This window comes from Shewanella sp. HL-SH5 (assembly GCF_051163755.1).
Taxonomy (GTDB): domain Bacteria; phylum Pseudomonadota; class Gammaproteobacteria; order Enterobacterales; family Shewanellaceae; genus Shewanella; species Shewanella glacialimarina.
This window is the reverse complement of the sequence record NZ_CP195038.1, coordinates 1133476-1156297: the sequence shown is the minus strand read 5'-3', so window position 1 is coordinate 1156297 and position 22822 is coordinate 1133476. Positions and strand designations below refer to the sequence as shown.

The following is a 22822-nucleotide window of genomic DNA, read 5'->3' as shown; positions in this document are numbered from 1 at the left end:
GTAATTGCTTGTGTAACAGGAATATTAACCTTGTATAGCTACATTCAAAAAAGAATAAAAAGTCAACTTTAGCGGGTAAATACTCACAAACATAAGCTACTTAACGATTATACAAAACAGCGCACGGTAACATTTTGTTTACATATGTACTCATCCTGTTACATTTTAGTTGTTGAACGAAGTTTACCCTTAAGTAATAAGCCGAAAGTTCAACTATAAAAATAATATAAATAATAAAAACATCACATGGAAGATAAAAAATGCAAAAGAAACGACCTTTAGTTTTACTCAGCCTCTCAGGTATAGCGCTTGCTGTATCTACTAGCTTATATGCCGCACCTCAATCCCTAAACTTAACATCACAAAATGGGATTTCAGCAACTAGCTTAGATAATACCTCACCATTACCTAAACGTTATATTGTTAAGTTTAGAAATGGCAGTGACATACAATCAAATCTACAACAATTTAATGCTCAATCAACAAACCAATCGGATGATGCTGCTAGCTATCAGCCACGTTCACACGAAATATTCTCTCATTTTAGAGCACTAAACGGTGTTCAAGCCAAAGAGATGAAGCGCATATCCCGTGGTAATAGCTATACCGTTAAATTAGATCCAAAGTCAGTACAATCTCTTCGCCTTCGCGCTGATGTTGAATATGTCGAAGAAGATATGCCACGCCGTTTGCTTGCTGAAACCACTCCTTGGGGGCAAACCTTTGTAGGTGCTACTGCACTTAGCGATAGCCAAACGGGTAACCGTACCATCTGTATTATCGATTCAGGGTATGACCGTAGCCACAATGATTTAAGTGGCAACAATGTTACAGGTACAAACAATTCAGGTACAGGTAACTGGTATCAACCGGGTAATAACAACGCCCATGGTACGCATGTCGCTGGTACCATTGCGGCTATAGCCAACAATGAAGGTGTTGTTGGGGTTATGCCTAACCAAAATGCTAATATTCATGTCATTAAAGTCTTTAATGAGGCAGGCTGGGGATATTCTTCATCACTTGTGGCTGCTGTTGATACCTGTGTTAGCAATGGTGCCAATGTGGTGACTATGAGCTTGGGTGGAAGCGGCTCAACCACTACTGAGCGTAATGCATTAAATGCACATTACAACAATGGCGTATTACTGATTGCAGCTGCGGGTAACGCTGGCGACAGCACATACAGCTACCCAGCTTCATATGACGGTGTTATGTCTGTTGCTGCTGTTGATAGCAATCGAGATCGCGCTGCTTTCTCTCAATATACTAACCAAGTAGAAATATCTGGTCCTGGTGAAGCAATTTTATCTACTGTAACCGTAGGTGAAGGGCGTTTGGCTGACATTACTATCGGCGGACAATCATACTTCAATAATGGCGTCGTTCCACACAATCGTTTAACACCTTCAGGCACTAGCTATGCCCCTAGCCCTGTTAATGGCCAAGTAACCGCCACCTTAGCTGAATGTACCGTAAGTGGAACTAGCTTTAACTGTGGCAATATGAGCAACAAAATTTGTTTAGTTGAGCGTGTTGGCAATCAAGGTACAAGCTATCCTGAAATAAATGCAGCCAAAGCCTGTAAAACGGCCGGTGCAGTTGGCGCAATTGTTTACAGTAATAGTGCATTGCCCGGCTTACAAAACCCATTCCTAGTTGACGCTAACAGCGACATCACAATTCCTACGGTATCAGTAGACAGAGCAACTGGTTTAGCACTTCGCGCTAAGCTTGGCGCCAGCACAACTGTTGCCAACCAGGGCAACAAGGACTACGCGTTTTACAATGGTACATCTATGGCAACACCGCATGTTTCGGGTGTAGCAACATTAGTGTGGAGCTATCATCCACAATGTACAGCAACACAAGTTCGTGCAGCATTAAATGCAACTGCTGATGATTTAAGTGTTGCCGGCCGTGATAATCAAACTGGTTACGGCATGATTAACGCTACAGCGGCTAAAGCCTATTTAGATGCATCATGTGATGGCCCAACTGATCCAGGCACAGGTGGTGGAGATTTAGTGCTTGTTAATGGCGTGACAAAATCAAACCTCACCGGTGCAAAAGATGATGAGCTTTATTTCTCGCTAGATGTCCCTGCAGGAGCTAAAAACCTCAGCTTCACCATGAGCGGTGGTACAGGTGATGCAGATTTATATGTCCAATACGGTGCTTCTCCATCTACCACTAGCTATGACTGTCGTCCTTGGAAAGGTGGTAATAGCGAGTCTTGCCCAATAACCACAGTTCAATCGGGTACCTATTATGTGATGGTTAAAGGCTACAGCGCATTTAGTGGCGTAAACCTAGTCGCTAATTATACTGCAGGCACTACAGGTGGCGGAACGACAGGTGGTCCAGCAAGTTATACCAATACCACTAACGCTAACATTCCTGATAACAATACTACCGGTATTACAAGCTCAATTAATGTAACACGCACTGGTGATTCAGGGACAGTTTCTGTTAACGTGGGGATCATCCACACATATATTGGTGATTTAAAAGTTGAACTGATTAGCCCTACAGGCCAAAAAGTTGCTTTACATAGCAACAGCGGTGGTGGAACCGACAACATCAACACAACCTACAGTGCAAACTTTACCGGTGTTGAGTCAAGCGGAACTTGGAAGCTCAAGGCTGTAGATAACGCAAGTCGTGATACTGGCTATATCGATACATGGACACTGACTTTTAAGTAATCAGTTAGAGATAAAACAATCATTTTATCGAAATGATTTACACAATAAAGCCCCGTTTAGCGATTTGACAATTAGCTTAACGGGGCTTTTTTATGCTTCAAATTTACACTACAAGCGGTTGAGGAATAGGTGAAATAGCCTCAAAAATGCTCGCAAAACTGGTTGGTGTACTCACATCTATCGCCAAGTGTAATTTTTTAGCAATATCATTTGCCGATAAAACACCGCGGATAGTATGATCTTTGCGGTCTATGACTAAACAATGTTGTTGACCAGCAACTTTCAGGGTTTCAATGACATCGCCAATTTTAGCGTTAACTATGTCAGCATAAGCAATCGCTTTTAACTTCGATTTAGGGATCATAAAGTCAGTAATGAGTAAATTTTCGCGTAAATCTCCTTTGACCAGCTTTTTAACGATTTCTTGGCTATTTAATGAGTCATAACTCACTAAACCAATAAAATGTTCTTTTTTATCAATAACTAATTTTAATCTAACATGTGCTTTTTTCATCAAGCTTTCAACTTCTACAGCAGAAGCGTGTGCATCGATAACCAAAGGTTTTACGTTTTTAAAATCGGTAAAGACATCTAAAGCGGGTGAATGAAGACTATATTCTTGATGGTTTGCAGGCCAAGCAAGTTCATCGACTGCTTCGACTTCATGTAGGGTTAATTTTTTCACAACGACATCCTTAGCAATATAAATCTAAACCATTGATTTAAATGCAATATAAAGAGTTACAACTGTTATTAACTGAATTTTATTATCTGCCCAAGATAAACATTTCACAATATACCAAAGGATTAAATTTAGTTCATATTATGATAATTAAGGTTCAGTTCAGTTTTATTGCGTATGGATTGTGCTAGGCGGGTAAGCTTTGAGATGATGAGAAGAAAGATCACTGACCCTAGATAAGCCAGTGATAATTAATATTATTGAAGTATTTCAGGCTCAACAAGTACGCTTATGTCGGCATTAGATAACCATACTTGGCTTTCATTAATATTCACTTGAACCGCCATATTACGACCCACAAATGCAGCTAATTGCTCTACCGCTGCTTCTGGGAAATTAACTATTTTTAGGTTTTTATAACGGCTTAAAGTACTTTGGTTTTGTTGCCACCAAATCGGTACACTACGACCACCATAAGTATACAAAATGACATTTTTTGCTCGCCCGCATGCTTTGCGTAACCACTTTTCATCGGCCTGACCAAACTCAACCCATAAATCAACCACACCTGATAAATCGACATCCCATAATTCAGCCTCATCATCAACACAAAGTCCTTTACTAAATTGTAAAGATTCACTGGCATTGAGAGCAAAAGCTAATAAACGCACCATCATACGGGTATCGGTTTCTGACGGATGCTGTGCAATCGTTAATGGATGCTCACCATAGTAATGCCTATCCATATCAGCTATTTGTAAGTTGACTTTGTAGACGGTAGATTTAGGTGCCATGTTGACCTCAAAAATAAAAAACCGAGCTAATTTACTCGGTTATAAAAGATGAACGCAATCATAAATGAAATGCGCTTAAATAGCCCCTGGTCTTAAATGTTTTGCCATAGGAAAGTGTGCTTTAAGTTGATTAACTTTTTCAGCTGAAGCCACAAGCAACATTCTATCACCAAGTTCAAACTGCTTTGAGATCGTACTTAATGCGGGTAGCGACTCCCTTGATGCATCGCGCCTTAATAGCTCATTTGTATGCTCATCTAAATCATTTTCAATAAATACTACATCCAGTTTTTGCAATAGTGGCATCACAGCGATGGGCAATAAACCCGCTGGAGTGGTTTCATCCAATAATAAAATTTCACCACGGCTTTCATAACTACTAAATGCTTGCTGGTAGTGAGTATCGGTCGCAGTATCAAAACGATCTTGATTAAGATTAAAAAATCGCTCCCAAAATAAACGTCTATCTTTGCCATTGGTAAGCTTTTGCTGCACGTCCTCCCGCTTACTGGCAACATAATCAAATAAGGGCGCTAATGAGTTAGGTAACAAGGTTTCTAAACGTGAGCGAATTGTACGGGCAAATACTGGCGCAGCACCTGCAGTGCTTATCGCTACAACAAGTCGGCCTCTATCCACGATTGAAGGCGTGATGAAGCGGCAGAATTTAGGATTATCAACCACATTAACCCAAATACCTTTTTCACTCGCAATAACCGCTAATTCAGTATTGAGTTTTTCATTTGCGGTTGCAAAATAAATGAGGTCATAACAGGACATGTCTTCAATAGAAACCTCTCGGCGTGATAGTTTTATCCTACCTTTGTTAGCATAAGCTTCAACATCAGCAGCCACTTGAGGTGCAACAACATGAATAGTGGCATCAGTACGGGCGAGCAAATCAAGTTTTCGACTCGCTACCTCACCGGCTCCAACGATTAACACAAAGAGTTCTTTTGTATCTACAAATAACGGGAAATATTGCACTTAATCTTGCACCACTGGAAATTGATGTTGAACCCAGGTTTTAAAACCACCAACTAATGATCCTATCTGGGTATACCCCATTTGCTGAATATTATAAGCCGCTAATGACGAGCGATGTCCACCACCGCAATAAAGCAATAACGGAGTTGATTTATCAGGAAAACGCGTTTCAATGTCACGCTCAATTATCCCCTTACCTAAGTGTTTCGCGTTAGGTAAGTGACCTTGTAGCCATTCATGATCTTCCCTAACATCGATTAATACCCATTTATCATCAGCTTGAAATTGTTCAATACTAATATGAGTCACTTTGTCTTTAATTGAATCGACTAGCTGTGCAAATGCAGAAGTGGGTTGCATAATTCCCCCTGTATTAAATCCTGAGTATAGAAGAATTTATCTGGATAATTGTTTACTAAAATTATCGATAAACTTAGTTATGTGTCTCACTTTTGGGAGAACTACATTGCCAGCAAAGCTCAAAACTACCTTCATTGGTTTCATGGCATTGTACACATTGCCATTGCGGCTGCTCAACATCTAAGTTAGCCAAAATGCTTTGCGCTTCGCTTAAATGATCTGTATCTATCCATAATTCAACACTCTGAAGATCAACAGGTAGCTCCCCAACCCCTCCCATTAACGCCTCACCACGTAAATCAACTTCAATCCCACTGGTTTCCAACAAACCTTTCCAAGTATGGGCTTGAAGTAAATTACCCCCTGTTAACAAGACTTTGCGTTGTTCCATTATTATTATCCTAGGGTATTATTTTAAGTGAAATACAGCTTAAGCCTCTATCACTTTAGCAAAATTTTTATTCATCCTACTGCTAAACTTATTTACTGTCGAGTTGAGAACCGTGCCATGGTTGAAAATTAGACAAAAGCAGCTATTACCGTTATAAATCATCTGTATCACAGTTAAGTCTTCTCAAAGCTACCAGGGTGAACAATGAGTAAAAATGACATTTACAGGGGCCACTTTCAGATCACCGCTTGGGATGAAAGCACCTACATCACCTTTGCTGAAGGTGGTAAGCAAACCCATGCAAAGATAACCCAGTAATATGATGGCGAGATAACAGGCGATGCTAACGTAAATTACCTAATGACATATCTGAACGATGATCATGCCTTTTTTGTTGGCTATGAGGTGATTAATATTTTTATTAGCCAATTAAAAGGTACCATTACGTTACAACACACAGGCGAATATCAAAATCATATTGCCTCAAGTAACTTTACCATTGTAGTTGATGCTGGAACGGGTGATTTTAAAAACGTGACGGGTCAAGGTTTTTTTAAAACGACAGACAATGGTCAAGCAAATTATGAGTTATCATTATCAATACCTGCGAAATAGCAGTTAACAAACTGAAGCTAACATACTGAAGATAATGTCTAATACAGCTGAGTAAATTTCGCCATTGAATGCAAAAGCTAGCAAACAGCATTTGCACATAAAGTCTCGCCCAAATAGGTTTTAATTAGCTATTGTTAATCAGTCCCCCTATCACGCCACACATTGAGGTTATTGAATGTCGAACTTGCCAACTGATGAAAACAAAAACATAGCATCATCACCTGTTGCGCTCGATATTCGTCAAGATGAACTCATTGTAAAGTTACTTGGGCGCCTCCCCTCGTCATTAGCCCAAACTTACACTGATGAGCAACTACAGGGCATTAAAAGTGCACTCGGCCCCAATACATGGGGCGGCCACTTTATTGATAACAGAGGCACATTTAAGTTCCCGTTTATAAAATGGCGATTTTATTATGTGTTTCTGTTAGGTAAAAACAAACGTGCTTATACTCGCACAGAAAAGAAAATGTCAGTGGCCATGCTGATGTTAAGTATCATAGCGGTAATATTGGCGGGTATTTTGTTGGGGTTATTGTCACTGTATATCTTAAAGTCAGCATTAGGTATCGACCTATTCCCTGACCTTTCACTTGGGATATGGGATCAAGTAAAAGATTGGTTTGAGTAACTCAGCTAATGTTAAGTGACATTATTAGCTTTATAAAAAAAGCCACTTTAGCAAACTAAAGTGGCTTTTTATTCAAAAGTTGGCTGATTAAGGCATCATTGGAGGCTGATCAGCACCTTCTTTTTCGATTTCAACTGGCATCATATGCTCACGGTTAATACCCAATTTAATGGCTAAATAACTTGCAACATAAATCGATGAGTATGTACCCACAAAAATACCACACAATAACGCTGTGGCGAATCCGTGGATCATAGTGCCACCTTTTAAGAATAGTGCGATAACCACAATTAATGTCGTACCTGTTGTAATCACGGTACGGCTCATTGTTTGCGTAATTGATTGGTTAACGATCTCTTCAGGCGTGCCTTTACGCATTTTGAGGAAGTTCTCGCGAATACGGTCATATACAACAATCGTATCGTTAAGCGAGTAACCGACAACGGTTAATAGCCCCGCCAAAACAGTTAAGTCAAACTCAAGCTGTAATATAGAAAATACACCTAGGGTAACAATAACGTCATGGGCAAGCGCGGCTACAGAGCCGGCAGCCAGGCGCCATTCAAAACGGAACGACACATAAATCAAAATACAGATTAATGCGACAATAACCGCTAAACCACCTTGCTCGGCTAACTGTTTACCTACTTGAGGTCCAACAAATTCAACGCGCTTTTGAATTGCGTTATCATCCATTGAGTTAACCACTTTCATAATGCCAGTGGCTTGAACGTCGCTTTTAATGTTTTCACGCACAGGCAAACGGAACAACACATCAGTACTTGAACCAAAGTTCTGTACTAATGCACCTTCTGTTTCAACAGACGTTAGCTTGCTACGTAATACATTTAAATCAACTGGGCTAGAAAACTCAACTTCAACAACCGTACCACCGGTAAAATCTAGGCCCCAGTTAATGCCTTTTGTTCCTAAAGACACAAATGAGGCAATCACTAGAAGCATCGACATAACACTTATCGGCGCCGCATGGCGAAGAAAGTTGACGGTATTATTCACTGAAAATAACTGAAACATGTTCAACTCCTTCCTTAAATTGACAGCGTTTTAAGACGTTTACCGCCCCAAAGCGCATTAACGATTGAACGCGTACCGACAATTGCGGTAAACATTGAAGTCGCAATACCTATCATTAAGGTCACCGCAAAGCCTTTTACTGCACCAGTACCTACAGCAAACAAAATTAACGCTGTCATAAAGGTAGTAATGTTGGCATCAGCAATGGTTGAAAATGCATTAGCATAACCTTCATGAATCGCCTGCTGAACACTGCGTCCAGCCAGTAACTCTTCACGAATACGCTCATAAATAAGTACGTTACCATCAACCGCCATACCAACCGTCAATACCATACCGGCAATACCAGGAAGTGTTAATACAGCACCAGGTATCATCGACATCACGCCTACAACCATCACTAGGTTGGCAAGCAATGCTAAGTTAGCAATAAAGCCAAATGCGCGGTAATAAACCAGCATAAATACCAATACGATGGCCAAACCAAAAATCATAGCTTGCATACCGTTTTGAATATTTTCAGCACCTAAGCTAGGACCAATAGTACGTTCTTCAACAATTGTCACTGGTGCAATCAATGCACCCGCACGTAACAGTAATGCCAGGCTTTGTGCTTCTTTATGCTCAAGGCCAGTAATGACAAAATTACGTCCCAAACGTGCTTGAATAGTGGCGACAGAAATGACTTCTTCAATCTTAGTCATTTTCACTGTGCCATCAGGATTACGTAAACCACTATCCTTATATTCAATAAACAAGGTTGCCATTGGTTTGCCAATGTTATCCTTGGTCACGTTTGAGAAAATATTGCCACCTTTAGCGTCTAAGTTAATTGCCACTTGAGGACGGCTATATTCATCAAAAGTAGGTTGTGCACCCGTGATATGATCGCCGGTTAACATGACTTCTTTACGCAGTACAGCAATACCACCGTCACGACGAGGATAAACCTCTGAAGCAGCAGACACTCGACCACTTGCAGCAGCTGCAGCATCGGCTTTGTCATCAACCATACGGAATTCAATTGAAGCGGTTGCGCCTAAAATATCTTTAGCACGAGCTGTATCTTGAACACCTGGTAATTCAACGATAATACGCTCAGCACCTTGACGTTGAACGACTGGCTCAGCTACCCCTAACTCGTTAACACGGTTACGAATAGTGGTAATGTTCTGTTGTAACGCTTCTTCTTTAACTTGCTTGATATAAGCATCGCTCATATCGGCAACTAAAAAGAAATTACCATCACGACTGCCATCAGAATAAACCATGTCGTTACTTTTGGTTTTAAGAAAACGTTCGGCAACACCCACAGTTTCTGCATCACGAAATTTAATTTCGATGCCTTTAGGGGTTTTACGGATCCCCGCGTAACGAATTTTCTCTTCGCGCAGTTGGCTACGGAAATCAGCTATTTTAGCTTCTTCCATTTTGCGTAGCGCCTCGCCCATATCCACTTCCATTAAGAAGTGAACACCACCACGAAGGTCAAGACCTAACTTCATTGGCGAACCACCAAGGGCTTCAAGCCATTCTGGTGTTGCCGGCGCTAGGTTTAATGCCACGGTATAATTATTGCCTAATGCCTCTGCTATCGCTTCTTTAGCAAGTAATTGCTGCTCAGGATCACTAACACGCACTAACAATTGGCCATTTTCGAGCTCAGAGCGTTTAATCGCTATGCCTTTACTCTCAAGTACGGCTGTGATGTTTGATTGCGTGGTGACAGTGACTTCAGCACTACGAGTCGCGACAACTTGAACAGCATGGTCTTCACCAAAAAGGTTCGGCATTGCATAAAAACACCCGACGGCGATAACAATCATCACCATCAAGTTTTTCCACATAGGGTATTTATTTAACACTCTGACGCCCTCTTGGCTTATAGCGAGGCAATAGAACCTTTAGGTAATACTGCTGCAATATAGTCCTTTTTAATGGTGATTTGATTGTTATCATTAATCGCTAATAACACATAATCGTTTTCATCACTGATTTTAGTCACTTTGCCTAAAATACCGCCGCTAGTGAGGACTTCATCACCTTTTGAAATCGATGACATTAGGTTTTTATGCTCTTTAACACGCTTTGACTGTGGACGGAAAATCATGAAGTAAAAGATTAAGCCGAACATGACTAGCATGAACACTAATTCCATGGTGCCGCCACTTTGAGGTCCGCCTGCTGCGCTTGCATATGCATTTGAAATAAACATAGTTCTCTCTCTTCTTATAAATAAACAATTAAATGAACAAAAAAGTCTAAATAAACAGTAAATTAGCCTTTAAACTCAGGCACTTCACGCCCCAAACCGGTATAGAAGTCTTTTACAAAGGCGTCTAATGTACCTGTCTGAATCGCGCCGCGCAAACCTTCCATTAAAATTTGATAATAACGTAGATTATGAATAGTGTTTAAACGCGCACCTAGGATCTCATTACAACGATCTAGGTGGTATAAATAGGCGCGTGAATAGTTTTTACAGGTATAACAATCACACTTAGCATCAAGTGTTGCAGTGTCATCGCGATGACGTGCATTACGAATTTTAATCACACCTTCACTGGTAAATAAATGACCGTTGCGGGCATTTCGCGTAGGCATAACACAGTCAAACATGTCAACACCGCGACGCACACCTTCAACTAAATCTTCTGGCTTACCTACGCCCATTAAATAGCGAGGCTTGTCAGCGGGTAACTGTGGGCAAACATGTTCAAGAATCCGATGCATGTCAGCTTTAGGTTCACCTACCGCTAATCCACCAACCGCATAACCGTCAAAACCGATATTCGTTAAACCTTCAATCGATTCATCACGTAAATCCTCAAATACACCACCTTGGATAATGCCAAATAATGAATTTGGATTTTCTAAGCGGTCAAACTCATCGCGTGAGCGCTTTGCCCAACGTAATGACATTTGCATCGATTTACGTGCCTCATCATGTGTTGCTGGATAAGGTGTACATTCATCAAAAATCATTACCACATCACTGCCTAACGAATCTTGAATTTGCATCGACTTTTCAGGGTCTAAGAAAATCTTTTCACCATTAATAGGTGAACGGAAATGTACGCCTTCTTCAGTGATCTTACGTATATCACCTAAGCTAAATACTTGAAACCCACCCGAATCGGTTAAAATTGGGCGCTGCCAATTCATAAAGTCATGTAAGTCACCGTGCTTACGCATGATTTCTTCACCAGGACGTAACCATAAGTGGAAGGTATTTCCTAACAGAATATCTGCACCCGTCTCGCGGACTTCTTCTGGGGTCATACCTTTTACAGTACCGTATGTGCCTACAGGCATAAATGCTGGCGTCTCTACCGTTCCGCGTTCAAAAACTAGGCGGCCACGACGCGCACGTCCATCAGTGGTATCTAACTCAAATTTCATAAATCACCTTGTCAGATAAACAGTCTGACTTGTTGTTGTTTCAATAGTAATGAGGGCAAATGTTCATACTTCAAGTAATGAACAGTCAAACCAGTAAAAATTCAATAAAAAAGCCCACATATGAGTGGGCGCTTATTTTAAATCAATTTTGCCGCTTACGGGGCTTTTTTCGTCACAAACATCGCATCGCCATAGCTAAAAAAGCGATATTTCTGCTCAATCGCATGATGATAGGCCTTCATTACCTCTTCATAACCGGCAAAAGCACTCATCAACATGATTAATGTCGACTCAGGCAGGTGAAAGTTAGTCACCATGGCATCAACTACTTTGAATTGAAAACCAGGATAGATAAAAATATCCGTATCACCGCAAAACGCCGTTAATGGATCATCACCACAGGCTTTTGCTGCGCTTTCTAATGAACGTACGGAAGTTGTACCGACTGCGACAACACGTTTTCCTGCGGCTTTAGTTTGCGCAATTAACTCGATAACCTCTTGTGGTACATCAGCCCACTCAGAATGCATTTTGTGCTCAAGCACGTTATCCACTCTCACTGGCTGAAAAGTACCAGCACCCACATGAAGGGTAACAAAGGCAATATTAACGCCCTTGTCTTTTAATGCTGCAAGCATTGCATCATCAAAGTGTAACCCCGCCGTTGGTGCAGCAACCGCACCAGGCTTTTGGTTATACACTGTTTGATAGCGCTCTTTATCAGCATCTTCGTCGGGACGGTCGATATAAGGAGGCAGCGGCATATGGCCGATTTGCTCAAGGACGTCTAAAACAGTCTTATCAGATAACAGCTCAAGTTCGAATAGAGCATCATGACGAGCAATCATTTTCATTTGATAGCCAGCATCTAAGTCAATTAAGCTGTCAACTTTAGGTGATTTTGAACTACGAACATGCGCCAGAATACGTTTATCATCTAGCATACGCTCAACAAGAATTTCTAGCTTTCCGCCAGTTGTTTTTTGACCGAATAAACGTGCAGGTATTACGCGGGTATTGTTAAATACCATCAAATCACCAGGATTTATCATTTGCAGTAAATCGGTGAATTTTTTATCCGCTAAGGCGCCATTATGGCCATCAAGCGTCAGTAATCGCGATGCATTGCGCTGCGCCGTTGGATAACGGGCAATCAATTCATCAGGCAGCTCAAACGAAAAGTCAGTGACGCGCATAATTGGATCTCAACTAGTCAAAAATCGGCCGCCAGTCTATGGCGACCATAGATAAAGATCAAGTTAAGACGATCAATTTATGACAATATTATTATTGTAACCTTAGTATTAACGGTGACTATTATAAGTTATTCACTGATGTCATTACTTAACGGGTCTCCTGGCATATCTGCCAGCTGAAGGCCGGGTTAATTACTTAATTGAAGATTCTGTAGAAGAAGCGATTTCACAGGCCTGATCTTCAGCCGAAGCTAATTCTGATTCATCTGTGTTGTCGGAACTGTCTGTATTTGGATGTTTAAAATCATCCATGCTGAAACGATAGGAATGATAGCGCAAATCAACCTGCACTTTATGGCGTACCAACATAGGTTCGCGCCCCAATATTTTATTAAGCCAGCTTTTCATCTTCCATGATCCTAAAACAAACAAAACGAATAATATAAATCGTATTTCTAAATAATCTTTATAGCATGGTTACTTCAGCATTATTTATTCAGCCGAGACAGAGTCTGTGGTACATTAACTCACTGTATTATTAATGCAGAAATAGCATAACTAACAAATAGCTTGATTATTTTTCATACGTTATCATACTGTAAAATCTACAAAAAAGAAGTATAAAATTATGAACTTTTTAGCACATCTACATCTCGCAGATATTAGCGACACGCACCTTTCGGCTAATCTTGCGGGTGATTTTGCTAAAGGCAGCATAATCGACCACCCTAAACACTTGCAGCAAGGGATCTGGTTGCACAGACAAATTGATATTGTGACCGATAGTCATGAAATTATTAAGGACTTACTCAGTCAATTTCCTAGTAGCTCTCGCAGAGTTGCGCCCATTTTAATCGATTTAGCTTTTGATCATTATCTAGCTTATTACTGGGAAGAATACCATCAACAATCATTACTAGATTTCACTCAAAAAGCTTACCAATGCATGCAGACAACTCAAGAATTGCCCCCGAAACTGCAAACGATTATTCCAAGTATTATTCAACAAGACTGGTTAAGCAGTTATCAATCGAGACAAGGTTTGGATCAGGCCATCACAGGCGTCAGCAAACGTCTGTCTAAACCAGAGCTATTCAATAGTGCCATCAAAGATGTAGATAAACTTTATATCGAAATTGAAATTGCATTTCGCACCTTTTACCCTCAACTAATGGCATACAGCCGTATTTACAGCCGTAAAACACCTGCAGAATATTTAGTTTAATCATTAAATATTTAGCTATTGGATCTGCAAACAATAATAGGCTGCTGACCGAAATAGCTTTATAAGATGCTGTAAGTGGAAGTTATTGAAGTTTGGGATAATAGCTAATGGACAATAAAATTTTGCTTCGCCAACGTATTCGCACCGGCTCATTCTGGGTAAAACAATTGCGCGATATAAGTATCATCCTAGTGATACTTTTCGTTATAACCAGTTATTTACAGCGCGACATGATCAACGGCCAAGCACCTAATTTGTCTGCGGTAACGGTTAGCCAACAGTCTTTTGACTTAACGACCTTAGCATCAACATCAACCAAACCGACACTCGTTTACTTTTGGGGGACCTGGTGCTCGGCCTGTAAAATAACCTCGCCAATGGTCAACTCTGTTGCTTCTTCCAATGATTACCAAGTCATATCGATTGCCGTTGCCTCTGGTTCTGATGATGATATCACCCAATATATGCAACTTAATCAGCTCAGTTTTGAAGTTATTAACGAGGCACAATTACCACAGGTGATAAACCAGCCAAGTTTATCGCAACAATGGGGCGCAAATGCTTTTCCTTCTATCTATATTATTGATGAAAATCAGCATATCCGCTTCGTTACCTCTGGTGTAACCACCACTTGGGGCTTAAAATTACGTTTATGGCTGACGACTTTTTTATAAGCCCAAACAGGCGGTATCATTGGCATTACTTATTGTAGAAACCTGAACTTGCTGTAGAGCCCCCAAAACTCACGCTGTACAAAAGTGACCAAAGAGAAAATCAATGCACATATTTACTTATCAGCCACCCAGTATTCCCTGGCTAGATATTCGATACGTAGACAGAGACATTATTGTTATCAATAAGCCGTCAGGAATATTATCGAATCCAGGACGAGCGCCTGAGACCCATGACTGTGCCATTAATCGGCTAACAGAGCGATACTCAGATGCCATTTTGGTTCACCGCCTTGACTGTGACACTTCAGGCATTTTAATTTTTGCCCGTAATAAAAAAGCGGAATCACACCTAAAAACGCAGTTTCAAAATCGCCAGGCTAAAAAAGTCTATATTGCTGAAGTAAGCGGACATATCGACAACCAAACAGGCCAAATTGATTTAGCCCTGGGCCCAATAATTGATAACCCGCCTTTTCAACACGTTACCGACCAAGGCAAAGCCGCTATAACCGACTATAAAATCATTGAACTACGTCCCTATTCCACTTTAGTTGAGCTTAGTCCGCATACTGGTAGAACCCACCAGCTTAGGGTGCATATGTTGGCATTAGGTCACCCTATTCTTGGCGACACATTCTATGCTGATAAAGCGAGTATTGATGCTAGCCCAAGATTAAAATTGCATGCACAGTCGCTAACGATTACTCATCCTTACAAGCAAACCCTATTAGAGTTTGTTAGTTCAGCACATTTCTAGCATCCCTTAATATGTGATTTAACCCGTTATTCAAACAAAAATGCCGTCCTTAAAAAAGGGCGGCATTTTTGTTTCAAATACACTAACGCTATTGGATTAACGTGATGATATTGCCATTATTGCATTTGGATAGCAGTCACTTATTGAATTTAAAAACGCAATAGCATGGTGATTAAACCAGATTCGCTTTATTTTCTGCGGCCTCACAAGCTGCAGCAGTAAAGACGACATCGGTTGAACTATTCAAGGCTGTTTCAGCAGAGTCTTGGATAACGCCAATAATAAAGCCAACCGCAACAACTTGCATTGCCACATCATTTGAAATACCAAATAGGCTACATGCCAAGGGTATGAGTAATAACGAGCCACCAGCGACACCTGATGCACCACAAGCAGACACTGCAGCAACAACACTTAATAAAATCGCTGTCATAAAGTCTATTTGAATACCTAACGTATTCACTGCCGCTAAAGTCAGTACTGTAATGGTAATCGCAGCACCACCCATGTTAACTGTCGCACCTAGCGGAATAGACACAGAATAAGTATCTTTATGCAGTTTTAGCTCTTCACACAACGCCATGTTAACCGGAATATTAGCGGCACTTGAACGGGTGAAAAATGCGGTCACACCACTTGAACGTAGGCATTTCAATACCAGAGGATACGGGTTACGTTTAATCTTAATGTATACAATCAACGGGTTTACCACTAATGCAATAAATAACATAGCGCCAACTAATACTAGCAATAACTGTCCATATCCGGCTAATGCGGCAAAGCCAGTCGTAGCAAAAGTTGCCGCAACTAAACCGAAAATACCAATAGGTGCTAGGCGAATAACAAAACGTACAATAGTCGATACGCCATCACTTAAGTCAGCTAACATGCGTTTACTTGAATCACTTGCATGGTGCATTGCGACACCTAAGCCGATACCCCAAGCTAATATGCCAATATAATTGCCCGTCATTAATGCATTAACTGGATTATCAACCACTTTAAACATCAAGGTATTTAATACTTCACCAATACCCTGTGGTGGATTAGAACCTTCAATACCTGTGGCTAATAGTAGTGTGGTTGGAAACATAAAACTGAACATAACCGCTGTAATCGCTGCGGCTAAAGTACCAATCAAATACAGCACAATAATAGGACGCATATTAGTTTGGCTATCTTTCTTTTGATTAGCGATAGATGACGCCACTAAAACAAACACTAAAATAGGCGCAATGGCCTTTAATGCTCCGACAAATAGATCGCCTAAAAAAGCAACCTGACCAGCGGCTTCGCTTGACACAGACGCGAGGATAACTCCACAAATAATCCCGCCAATAATTTGTAGTACTAAGCTACCATTAGCGATACGTGCAAACAGTGATGTGTTTTGATTCATTACTTTACCTTAACATTATTTATTATTATTGATTTACTTACTAAGGTCTGTATATCAGGATGAGACGGGCAAAGTCTAGCAAAGACATTAAATTGATGCGGAAATTACCCTAAACTTCCATGTTAGCCACATTAATTAAACATGTTAACTGGGAGATTTAACGAAGTTGACTGCGTCGCTAATGTGTTTTGCACCGCGTAACATGGCTTCGATCAATTCTTTGGCATCAAACTTAGTTAACGCTTCATTGGCACCAACTTGCTTCGCTTGACTTAAACTAATTTCGCTTGAAAGTGAGGTATGTAAAATAATATAAGCTTTGGCAATGTCGGGGTTATTTTTGACCTCGAACGATAATTCATATCCATCAAGACCAGGCATTTCGATATCGCTCACCAACAGTTGTACTGGATTGCGCTCTTTTGCCGCCTCAACCATCATAGTCAATGCTTCTTGGCCATTAGATGTAACCTGGTAGCCAATGTTAATCGAATCTAACGCATCAGATAGTTGCTTACGGGCTACTTTTGAGTCATCAACAATCAAAATACGTAATGGTTTAAGTTTTTCTCGCTGCACATCGGTTAAAATGGCACGATTAACAGATGGGTCATGCGGGAAGATTTTTGATAGCAATAGCTCAACATCTAGCAATTGCACTAACTGGCCTTCAAAACGTGTCACACCGGTTAAAAAGGCATTCTTGCCTAAGTTAGTCGCCGGCGGCTCAATATCACGCCAATTACATTCAATAATTTTGTCTATTGCGCGTACCACAAAACCAATCACCATCCGCTGACAATCAGTAATAATGATAAAACAATTTTTTAATTCACTTTCATCTATCGGTCTAAATCCAATACCTGCTGCCATATCAATAATCGGAATGGTGCCACCGCGCACAGCTGCGGCCCCCATGATACTAGGATGAGAATTAGGGATCTTTGTCAAGGCAGTAAAAGGCACCAGTTCACGAATTTTTAATGTACCCAATGCAAACAGTTGACTCTGATTTAAATGAAACAGGAGCAACCCTTGGGATTGACTGGCTTTGCTAACCTTTGATGCCATTGAGTGTCCTCACTAAAAATATAAAATGACTACTTTGATAATATAGCAGTAAATGGCTGTCATTATTGTGCTATCGATTCAATTTTCTATTTAAAGTAATATAGATAAAGTGAATGGCGGATTATTTCAATACCATTTGGATATAATTGTTAAATTTGATGAGTAATGGCTAAGAACCTAACATCCAATAAAAAAGGAATACCCGACAGATAATCACTGAATCATTAATAAATCGATTCAGTATTGCACTGCTAAGTATTCCCTTATTCTAACAAATACCAATAATTAGTTAGATGACTCTTGTAATTTGTACAGCACATCGTAAACGAACTGATCCCAGCCTTCAGCGTCAAACGCTAAACCACTGGCGTTACGCACCTGGCTAACGGCATGCAAAGGGGCTGCGCCATTTTCCATTAAATAATACGCCATCATAAGTTCGGTACGGTTAATACCTGAGCGACAATGCAGTAATACGGCTTTATTTTCCGACTCAGCCTGACGAATAAAAGCTAACACCTTAGGCATAATTTCTGCACAAATCTCAACATCACCTTCAATAGGCGGGATGTTATCAGGTAAGCTAAATACCTGATGCGCTATCCCTAAATCGGCCATAGCTTGTGTGTCACACATAGCACCATCATTGAGTGACGCTATCGCACCGAATCCGGCGGCTTTAAGTTCTGCTAAATCCCATGCATCTTTATTGGGACCACTGCGTCCTGCAAGTTGCCCATCTATTAACCAAAAAACTTGTTTCATATACCTACTACTTAATTTCGTTTTTAGACCAAACATTTACATTTTCAGGAGGAAGTTTTTTACGCTTCTTTTTTCCCGTTCCTGCAGGCTTAGCCATTGGTTTAACGATTTGCGCGCTTAATGGCATTTCTTCATCTGCCTCAAAGCCTACTATTTGCTCACGTTCAAGGCGAATTTGATTCTTTTTCTCTATTACTGAGAAATGATGATAGTCATCATGACAAAGCAAACTTATGGCTAAACCCACTTCACCAGCTCGGCCGCTTCGACCAATACGGTGCATATAATCAGCAGGACTTCGGGGTAAATCAAAATTAATTACCACGGGTAGTTTTTCAATATCAATACCGCGAGCCGCAATGTCGGTGGCAATTAATACATCAATTTCAGACAATTTGAAAGCTTCTAATACACGATTTCTTGCACCTTGTGCTTTATCGCCGTGAAACACTTCTGCATTAATGCCTCTTTTAGCCAGTTTTTGGGCTAAATGATTACAGGTGTTTTTTGCATTAACAAATATAAGTGCCTGACGCCATTGATTTTCATTAATCAAATACGCTAATAATGCCGTTTTAGATTCACGATTAACAGTAAAAACCCGTTGCACTAAAGTACTCGCTTCAGCACTTTGTAAATGTATCTCAAGTGGCTTAGTTAATAATGATGAAGCTAGGGCTTGGACCTCTTCAGGAAAAGTCGCAGAAAACAGCAAGGTTTGCTTTTTCTTTGGCATTAACTCAAGTACTTGAGTTAACTCTTCGGTAAAACCAAGACTTAACATGCGATCAGCTTCATCAAGCACCAAATGAGAAACGGTATTTAACTTAAGTGCATTTGAAGAGAGTAAATCTAATAATCGCCCCGGCGTAGCAACCACTACATCGGCGCCGCCACGTAGAGCTAACATTTGGGTATTGACTGACACACCACCATAAATGGCAACGGTTTTAATCAAGCCATTTAAATGACTCGCATAAGACTGAAAGCTATCGGCCACCTGTTTAGCGAGTTCACGCGTTGGCACCAATACTAAGCAACTGACATTATTATTTTTTGAGGTATTTTTCTTGGTGCTAAGGCTTAAATGTTGAATGATAGGTAATGCAAACGCAGCTGTTTTACCTGAACCGGTATTGGCTCCCGCAAGAATATCCTGACCTTGCAATAACGCCGGAATTGTCGCCGCTTGCACAGGAGTTGGGGAGGTATAATTTAGCTCAGCAAGTCGAGCTAGCAAAGGCGCCGACAAGCCAAAATCAGTAAAAGTAACAGTTTGGGTCATGTATCAATTCAATTAATTTGGATAAACCACAATTTTACATTAGTTTGTGGGTGAAGTCTGAAATAATTCAATCAGCAGAGTGCCGTTCTGTGAGCTAACAATCCAATTCTACAGTCTGAACCAGCCACGACATTATCGAAAATGCTTTAAAATGGAAATAACAAGCGAGATCCCCGATAACAGATCTCGGGGATGACGTAATGCATCGACATTATCGGAAAGACTTTAAAATGGAAATAATAAGCGAGATCCCCGATAACAGATTTCGGGGATGACTGAACAAAATAGTCTCAAAGATGACGAAGGTAAAGTCATCCCAAAATGTAGAACCTATCGTCATCCTGGCAATAAGCACACTAGATCGTCATCCCGGAAATAAGCACACTAGATCCTCATCCCACAACCTCTAACCTAGCGTCATCCCGGCGATGCTTCTGGGCCGGGATCTGGCTTTTCTATTTATTCAATCCGAGCAACATCTTACTTGGCATTTTAATATTTAGCTTCTAACCCTAACAAGAATTGCTTCATATCTAAGCCATAGGCATAACCGGTTAACTTACCACTTTTACCAATAACTCTGTGGCATGGCACTATTATCGCAATCGGGTTGGCCCCATTTGCAGCACCAACTGCCCTTACCGCTTTAGGGCGATTTATACCGTTAGCAATGTCGCTGTAACTGCATATCTCGCCAAATTGCATGGCTGATAACGCTTGCCAAACTTGATGCTGAAACACAGTACCTTTGGGCGCGAGAGATAACTCAAACACCTTACGCTTACCGGCAAAATATTCAGTTAACTGCTTATGGACCTTGTTTATGTGTTGCTGAGCAAGATGCTTTTGTTGTCGACTTAGGTCATCTGATTGCTCGCGATTACATTCAAGTTCAATAACCTCACCAAATGTTTCAACAGCAGCCGATTGACGGCTAATATCAACAACCGTCAAATGAGTCAGTCCTTCGCTTGACGCTTTTACTGACAACACCCCCACAGGGCTGGTTAAATTGACTGTTAATACTGGCGGCTGATATTGATTAACCATTTTGTGTATCCTTGTATAAATTAAATCCAGGCGGGCTTTAATTAAATCATACCGAGATTAAGTAATACCAACATCACTCGGCTGACCATAACTGAAACGTTAAGTAACTGCCCCATGGCGCGGCTTGCTCGGCAACCTGATCTGCCAGTTGTTGATATTGTTTTGCGGTTTCCATGCTAGTAGCACTTTTGTCACATAATGCTTTTAAGCGATTTTTGATCACTAAATCACCAATCAAAAATACATTAGACTGACTCTCACCGCGCATTTGCGCATAGGCGACAGTCCAGGGGCCAATACCTTTAACATCAAGCCAATCAAGTGGTGAAGACTGCGGGCTATTATGCACAAAATTACCTAAGCCATTTAATGCCAACTTTCTTGCCCCTGGCATTTTCAGTTCATCTAAACTAGCACTGCCAATGGCTTCAGGCGTTGGAAACAACCTAAACGTTTGCTGACCAAGCGTTATACTCTCACCATAATGTTCCACCAGAGTATTGAGCAACTTAGAGGCTTGTACCACACTAACTTGTTGACCAAGCACGGCGCGGCAGGCCGCTTCAAACACCGAAAATGTAGCCGGTATTCTTAAACCCGGCTTTAATGCAACTGCACTGATATCGATAGCCTTAATACTTTTGAGCTGGCCTTCAATGGTTAACATGTCAGCATCTAAATCGAGCATTTTTCTGACGGCATTAACCACAGCAGCTAAATAACGTGATTCTGTTGGTTCGACAAAGCTTACCGCAAGTTCAAACAGTGACTTAGTCTCTATGTGTTTGAGCTGCAATATGCCTTTAACGCCATTAAGATTAAAACTTCGACCATAAATATCGTCAGCCAACCATTCCATATTGGCAACTTGCCTTAAATGATAAAAGTCATGCATTGCCTGCCAGTTTAAGGGGGGACGATAGCTAAGTTTTAAGGTGATGCTCGCGCGGGTGTTTATAACATCGCGTTGATAGGTGTTTTGATGGTTGCTTTGCATATCCGTCGACACTGTTTGAACTGTTTTGTCGCTTCTATCAATAGAGGCTTTACTAAGATTCTTTCTTAGTGATGTTGGCGTTAATTGTAGCGCTTGCTTAAATGTGTCATTAAAACTGCGGATACTATTAAACCCAGATGCAAGTGCTACATCGGTTATCGGCAACGCCGTTTGATGTAATAATGTTTTAGCAAACATCACTTGCTGATATAGAGCATATTTCTTTGGTGATGTGCCCAGAAATTGAGTAAATAATTTCACTAAATATCGGCTGCTAATGCCGAGTTTGTCAGACAATTGTTCAACACTTAGAGCCGACTCACCTGCCATTGCGCCATTGTCGATTAGCTTTATCGCCCGCTGTAATGTGGTTTGAGTGCCTATCCACGCATAGGAGTGAGGCGCACTGTCTGGACGACAACGTAAACAAGGCCTTAAGCCATGATTAGCCGCTTTAATTGGGCTGTCAAAGTAGCGAACGTTTTTCTCATGCGGCGGTGACGCGGGACAAATAGAGCGACAATAAATCCCTGTACTAAAAACACCCGTATAAAATTGGCCATCAAACCGCGCGTCACGGCTAAGCCTAGCTTGACGACACACCTCGGCCAAAATCGTACAGTCATGTTCAGGAAGAATAGCCACAATGGCACCAGTAGAATGAATAATAAGCTTACTTTACGTCAGCAGACCATTTTGCACTAGCGGAAATCGGTACTGAAGCCTCCCCTAATTGAACAACCACCACAAACACAGCCATTTACATTTCTCTCAATATTAGCGGTAAATAATACTGAG

At 40.9% G+C, this 22822-nt stretch carries 23 protein-coding genes; 6 read left to right on the top strand and 17 right to left on the bottom strand.

Going from position 1 to position 22822, the window contains the following annotated elements:
* Positions 1-260: 260 nt before the first annotated feature.
* Complete coding sequence (locus tag ACRWQM_RS05040; protein WP_434931457.1) at positions 261-2708, top strand: S8 family serine peptidase; 2448 nt, start codon at positions 261-263, stop codon at positions 2706-2708.
* A gap of 103 nt (positions 2709-2811) precedes the next feature.
* Here the strand turns inward: ACRWQM_RS05040 and ACRWQM_RS05035 are convergent, their stop codons facing one another.
* The 5 genes from ACRWQM_RS05035 to ACRWQM_RS05015 form a co-directional block, all read right to left on the bottom strand.
* Positions 2812-3393, bottom strand: a complete 582-nt coding sequence (locus tag ACRWQM_RS05035) for a CBS domain-containing protein (protein ID WP_434931456.1) — start codon at positions 3391-3393, stop codon at positions 2812-2814.
* Between the two features lie 254 nt (positions 3394-3647).
* Positions 3648-4184, bottom strand: coding sequence for a YaeQ family protein (locus ACRWQM_RS05030; protein WP_434931455.1), 537 nt, complete (start codon positions 4182-4184; stop codon positions 3648-3650).
* Between the two features lie 75 nt (positions 4185-4259).
* Positions 4260-5171, bottom strand: a complete 912-nt coding sequence (locus ACRWQM_RS05025; RefSeq protein WP_434931454.1) for a precorrin-2 dehydrogenase/sirohydrochlorin ferrochelatase family protein — start codon at positions 5169-5171, stop codon at positions 4260-4262.
* A complete protein-coding gene (locus tag ACRWQM_RS05020; protein WP_434926751.1) occupies positions 5172-5531 on the bottom strand; it encodes a rhodanese-like domain-containing protein in 360 nt (119 codons plus the stop codon). It abuts the gene before it with no gap.
* A gap of 73 nt (positions 5532-5604) precedes the next feature.
* Positions 5605-5922, bottom strand: coding sequence for a DUF2007 domain-containing protein (locus ACRWQM_RS05015; protein WP_434931453.1), 318 nt, complete (start codon positions 5920-5922; stop codon positions 5605-5607).
* Between the two features lie 330 nt (positions 5923-6252).
* Between ACRWQM_RS05015 and ACRWQM_RS05010 the strand changes: the two genes are divergently transcribed.
* Both ACRWQM_RS05010 and ACRWQM_RS05005 read left to right on the top strand, forming a co-directional pair.
* A complete protein-coding gene (locus ACRWQM_RS05010; RefSeq protein ID WP_434931982.1) occupies positions 6253-6537 on the top strand; it encodes a DUF3224 domain-containing protein in 285 nt (94 codons plus the stop codon).
* A 175-nt stretch (positions 6538-6712) separates the two neighbouring features.
* Positions 6713-7168, top strand: a complete 456-nt coding sequence (locus ACRWQM_RS05005) for a hypothetical protein (protein ID WP_434931452.1) — start codon at positions 6713-6715, stop codon at positions 7166-7168.
* 87 nt (positions 7169-7255) lie between these two features.
* On the opposite strand, the gene secF is transcribed toward ACRWQM_RS05005, so the two are convergent.
* The 6 genes from secF to ACRWQM_RS04975 form a co-directional block, all read right to left on the bottom strand.
* Entirely contained in the window at positions 7256-8203 is a 948-nt protein-coding gene (gene secF / locus ACRWQM_RS05000) for a protein translocase subunit SecF (protein ID WP_434926755.1), read from the bottom strand.
* A gap of 14 nt (positions 8204-8217) precedes the next feature.
* Positions 8218-10068, bottom strand: coding sequence for a protein translocase subunit SecD (gene secD, locus ACRWQM_RS04995; protein ID WP_434931451.1), 1851 nt, complete (start codon positions 10066-10068; stop codon positions 8218-8220).
* Between the two features lie 17 nt (positions 10069-10085).
* The gene (gene yajC / locus ACRWQM_RS04990; RefSeq protein WP_226414194.1) at positions 10086-10418 is read right to left on the bottom strand and encodes a preprotein translocase subunit YajC; all 333 of its coding nucleotides are present in this window, start codon (positions 10416-10418) and stop codon (positions 10086-10088) included.
* A 62-nt stretch (positions 10419-10480) separates the two neighbouring features.
* Positions 10481-11605 carry a tRNA guanosine(34) transglycosylase Tgt gene (gene tgt, locus ACRWQM_RS04985; RefSeq protein WP_226414192.1) on the bottom strand — a complete coding sequence of 375 codons (1125 nt, stop codon included), beginning with the start codon at positions 11603-11605 and terminating at the stop codon, positions 10481-10483.
* Between the two features lie 155 nt (positions 11606-11760).
* Positions 11761-12801, bottom strand: a complete 1041-nt coding sequence (gene queA, locus ACRWQM_RS04980) for a tRNA preQ1(34) S-adenosylmethionine ribosyltransferase-isomerase QueA (RefSeq protein WP_434931450.1) — start codon at positions 12799-12801, stop codon at positions 11761-11763.
* A 192-nt stretch (positions 12802-12993) separates the two neighbouring features.
* Positions 12994-13209 carry a hypothetical protein gene (locus tag ACRWQM_RS04975; RefSeq protein WP_434931449.1) on the bottom strand — a complete coding sequence of 72 codons (216 nt, stop codon included), beginning with the start codon at positions 13207-13209 and terminating at the stop codon, positions 12994-12996.
* A gap of 220 nt (positions 13210-13429) precedes the next feature.
* Between ACRWQM_RS04975 and ACRWQM_RS04970 the strand changes: the two genes are divergently transcribed.
* The 3 genes from ACRWQM_RS04970 (at position 13430) to ACRWQM_RS04960 (ending at position 15457) form a co-directional block, all read left to right on the top strand.
* Entirely contained in the window at positions 13430-14026 is a 597-nt protein-coding gene (locus ACRWQM_RS04970; RefSeq protein WP_434926760.1) for an ACP phosphodiesterase, read from the top strand.
* 107 nt (positions 14027-14133) lie between these two features.
* Positions 14134-14700, top strand: a complete 567-nt coding sequence (locus tag ACRWQM_RS04965; RefSeq protein WP_434931448.1) for a protein disulfide oxidoreductase — start codon at positions 14134-14136, stop codon at positions 14698-14700.
* A gap of 103 nt (positions 14701-14803) precedes the next feature.
* The gene (locus ACRWQM_RS04960) at positions 14804-15457 is read left to right on the top strand and encodes a pseudouridine synthase (protein ID WP_434931447.1); all 654 of its coding nucleotides are present in this window, start codon (positions 14804-14806) and stop codon (positions 15455-15457) included.
* A 172-nt stretch (positions 15458-15629) separates the two neighbouring features.
* Here ACRWQM_RS04960 and sstT read toward each other — a convergent pair whose 3' ends face one another.
* The 6 genes from sstT to ACRWQM_RS04930 form a co-directional block, all read right to left on the bottom strand.
* Entirely contained in the window at positions 15630-16856 is a 1227-nt protein-coding gene (gene sstT / locus ACRWQM_RS04955; protein WP_434931446.1) for a serine/threonine transporter SstT, read from the bottom strand.
* Positions 16857-17000: 144 nt separating this feature from the next.
* Positions 17001-17927, bottom strand: a complete 927-nt coding sequence (locus tag ACRWQM_RS04950) for a chemotaxis protein (RefSeq protein ID WP_434931445.1) — start codon at positions 17925-17927, stop codon at positions 17001-17003.
* A 285-nt stretch (positions 17928-18212) separates the two neighbouring features.
* The gene (locus ACRWQM_RS04945; RefSeq protein WP_434931444.1) at positions 18213-18692 is read right to left on the bottom strand and encodes a dual specificity protein phosphatase family protein; all 480 of its coding nucleotides are present in this window, start codon (positions 18690-18692) and stop codon (positions 18213-18215) included.
* A gap of 7 nt (positions 18693-18699) precedes the next feature.
* Entirely contained in the window at positions 18700-19977 is a 1278-nt protein-coding gene (locus ACRWQM_RS04940) for a DEAD/DEAH box helicase (protein WP_434931443.1), read from the bottom strand.
* A 492-nt stretch (positions 19978-20469) separates the two neighbouring features.
* Positions 20470-21027, bottom strand: a complete 558-nt coding sequence (locus ACRWQM_RS04935) for a methylated-DNA--[protein]-cysteine S-methyltransferase (RefSeq protein ID WP_434931442.1) — start codon at positions 21025-21027, stop codon at positions 20470-20472.
* Between the two features lie 73 nt (positions 21028-21100).
* Positions 21101-22669, bottom strand: coding sequence for a DNA-3-methyladenine glycosylase 2 family protein (locus ACRWQM_RS04930; protein WP_434931441.1), 1569 nt, complete (start codon positions 22667-22669; stop codon positions 21101-21103).
* Between the last annotated feature and the right edge of the window lie 153 nt (positions 22670-22822).

Excerpts from the sequence above, each read along its gene's own strand:
- queA (WP_434931450.1), bottom strand. The coding sequence starts at position 12,801 with ATGCGCGTCACTGACTTTTCGTTTGAGCTGCCTGATGAATTGATTGCC.
- ACRWQM_RS04935 (WP_434931442.1), bottom strand. The coding sequence starts at position 21,027 with ATGGTTAATCAATATCAGCCGCCAGTATTAACAGTCAATTTAACCAGC.
- ACRWQM_RS04950 (WP_434931445.1), bottom strand. The coding sequence starts at position 17,927 with ATGGCATCAAAGGTTAGCAAAGCCAGTCAATCCCAAGGGTTGCTCCTG.
- ACRWQM_RS04970 (WP_434926760.1), top strand. The coding sequence starts at position 13,430 with ATGAACTTTTTAGCACATCTACATCTCGCAGATATTAGCGACACGCAC.
- ACRWQM_RS04965 (WP_434931448.1), top strand. The coding sequence starts at position 14,134 with ATGGACAATAAAATTTTGCTTCGCCAACGTATTCGCACCGGCTCATTC.
- yajC (WP_226414194.1), bottom strand. The coding sequence starts at position 10,418 with ATGTTTATTTCAAATGCATATGCAAGCGCAGCAGGCGGACCTCAAAGT.
- ACRWQM_RS04945 (WP_434931444.1), bottom strand. The coding sequence starts at position 18,692 with ATGAAACAAGTTTTTTGGTTAATAGATGGGCAACTTGCAGGACGCAGT.
- ACRWQM_RS05015 (WP_434931453.1), bottom strand. The coding sequence starts at position 5,922 with ATGGAACAACGCAAAGTCTTGTTAACAGGGGGTAATTTACTTCAAGCC.
- ACRWQM_RS04960 (WP_434931447.1), top strand. The coding sequence starts at position 14,804 with ATGCACATATTTACTTATCAGCCACCCAGTATTCCCTGGCTAGATATT.
- ACRWQM_RS05030 (WP_434931455.1), bottom strand. The coding sequence starts at position 4,184 with ATGGCACCTAAATCTACCGTCTACAAAGTCAACTTACAAATAGCTGAT.
- ACRWQM_RS05020 (WP_434926751.1), bottom strand. The coding sequence starts at position 5,531 with ATGCAACCCACTTCTGCATTTGCACAGCTAGTCGATTCAATTAAAGAC.
- tgt (WP_226414192.1), bottom strand. The coding sequence starts at position 11,605 with ATGAAATTTGAGTTAGATACCACTGATGGACGTGCGCGTCGTGGCCGC.
- sstT (WP_434931446.1), bottom strand. The coding sequence starts at position 16,856 with ATGAATCAAAACACATCACTGTTTGCACGTATCGCTAATGGTAGCTTA.
- ACRWQM_RS05040 (WP_434931457.1), top strand. The coding sequence starts at position 261 with ATGCAAAAGAAACGACCTTTAGTTTTACTCAGCCTCTCAGGTATAGCG.
- ACRWQM_RS04975 (WP_434931449.1), bottom strand. The coding sequence starts at position 13,209 with ATGAAAAGCTGGCTTAATAAAATATTGGGGCGCGAACCTATGTTGGTA.
- ACRWQM_RS04940 (WP_434931443.1), bottom strand. The coding sequence starts at position 19,977 with ATGACCCAAACTGTTACTTTTACTGATTTTGGCTTGTCGGCGCCTTTG.
- secF (WP_434926755.1), bottom strand. The coding sequence starts at position 8,203 with ATGTTTCAGTTATTTTCAGTGAATAATACCGTCAACTTTCTTCGCCAT.
- ACRWQM_RS05005 (WP_434931452.1), top strand. The coding sequence starts at position 6,713 with ATGTCGAACTTGCCAACTGATGAAAACAAAAACATAGCATCATCACCT.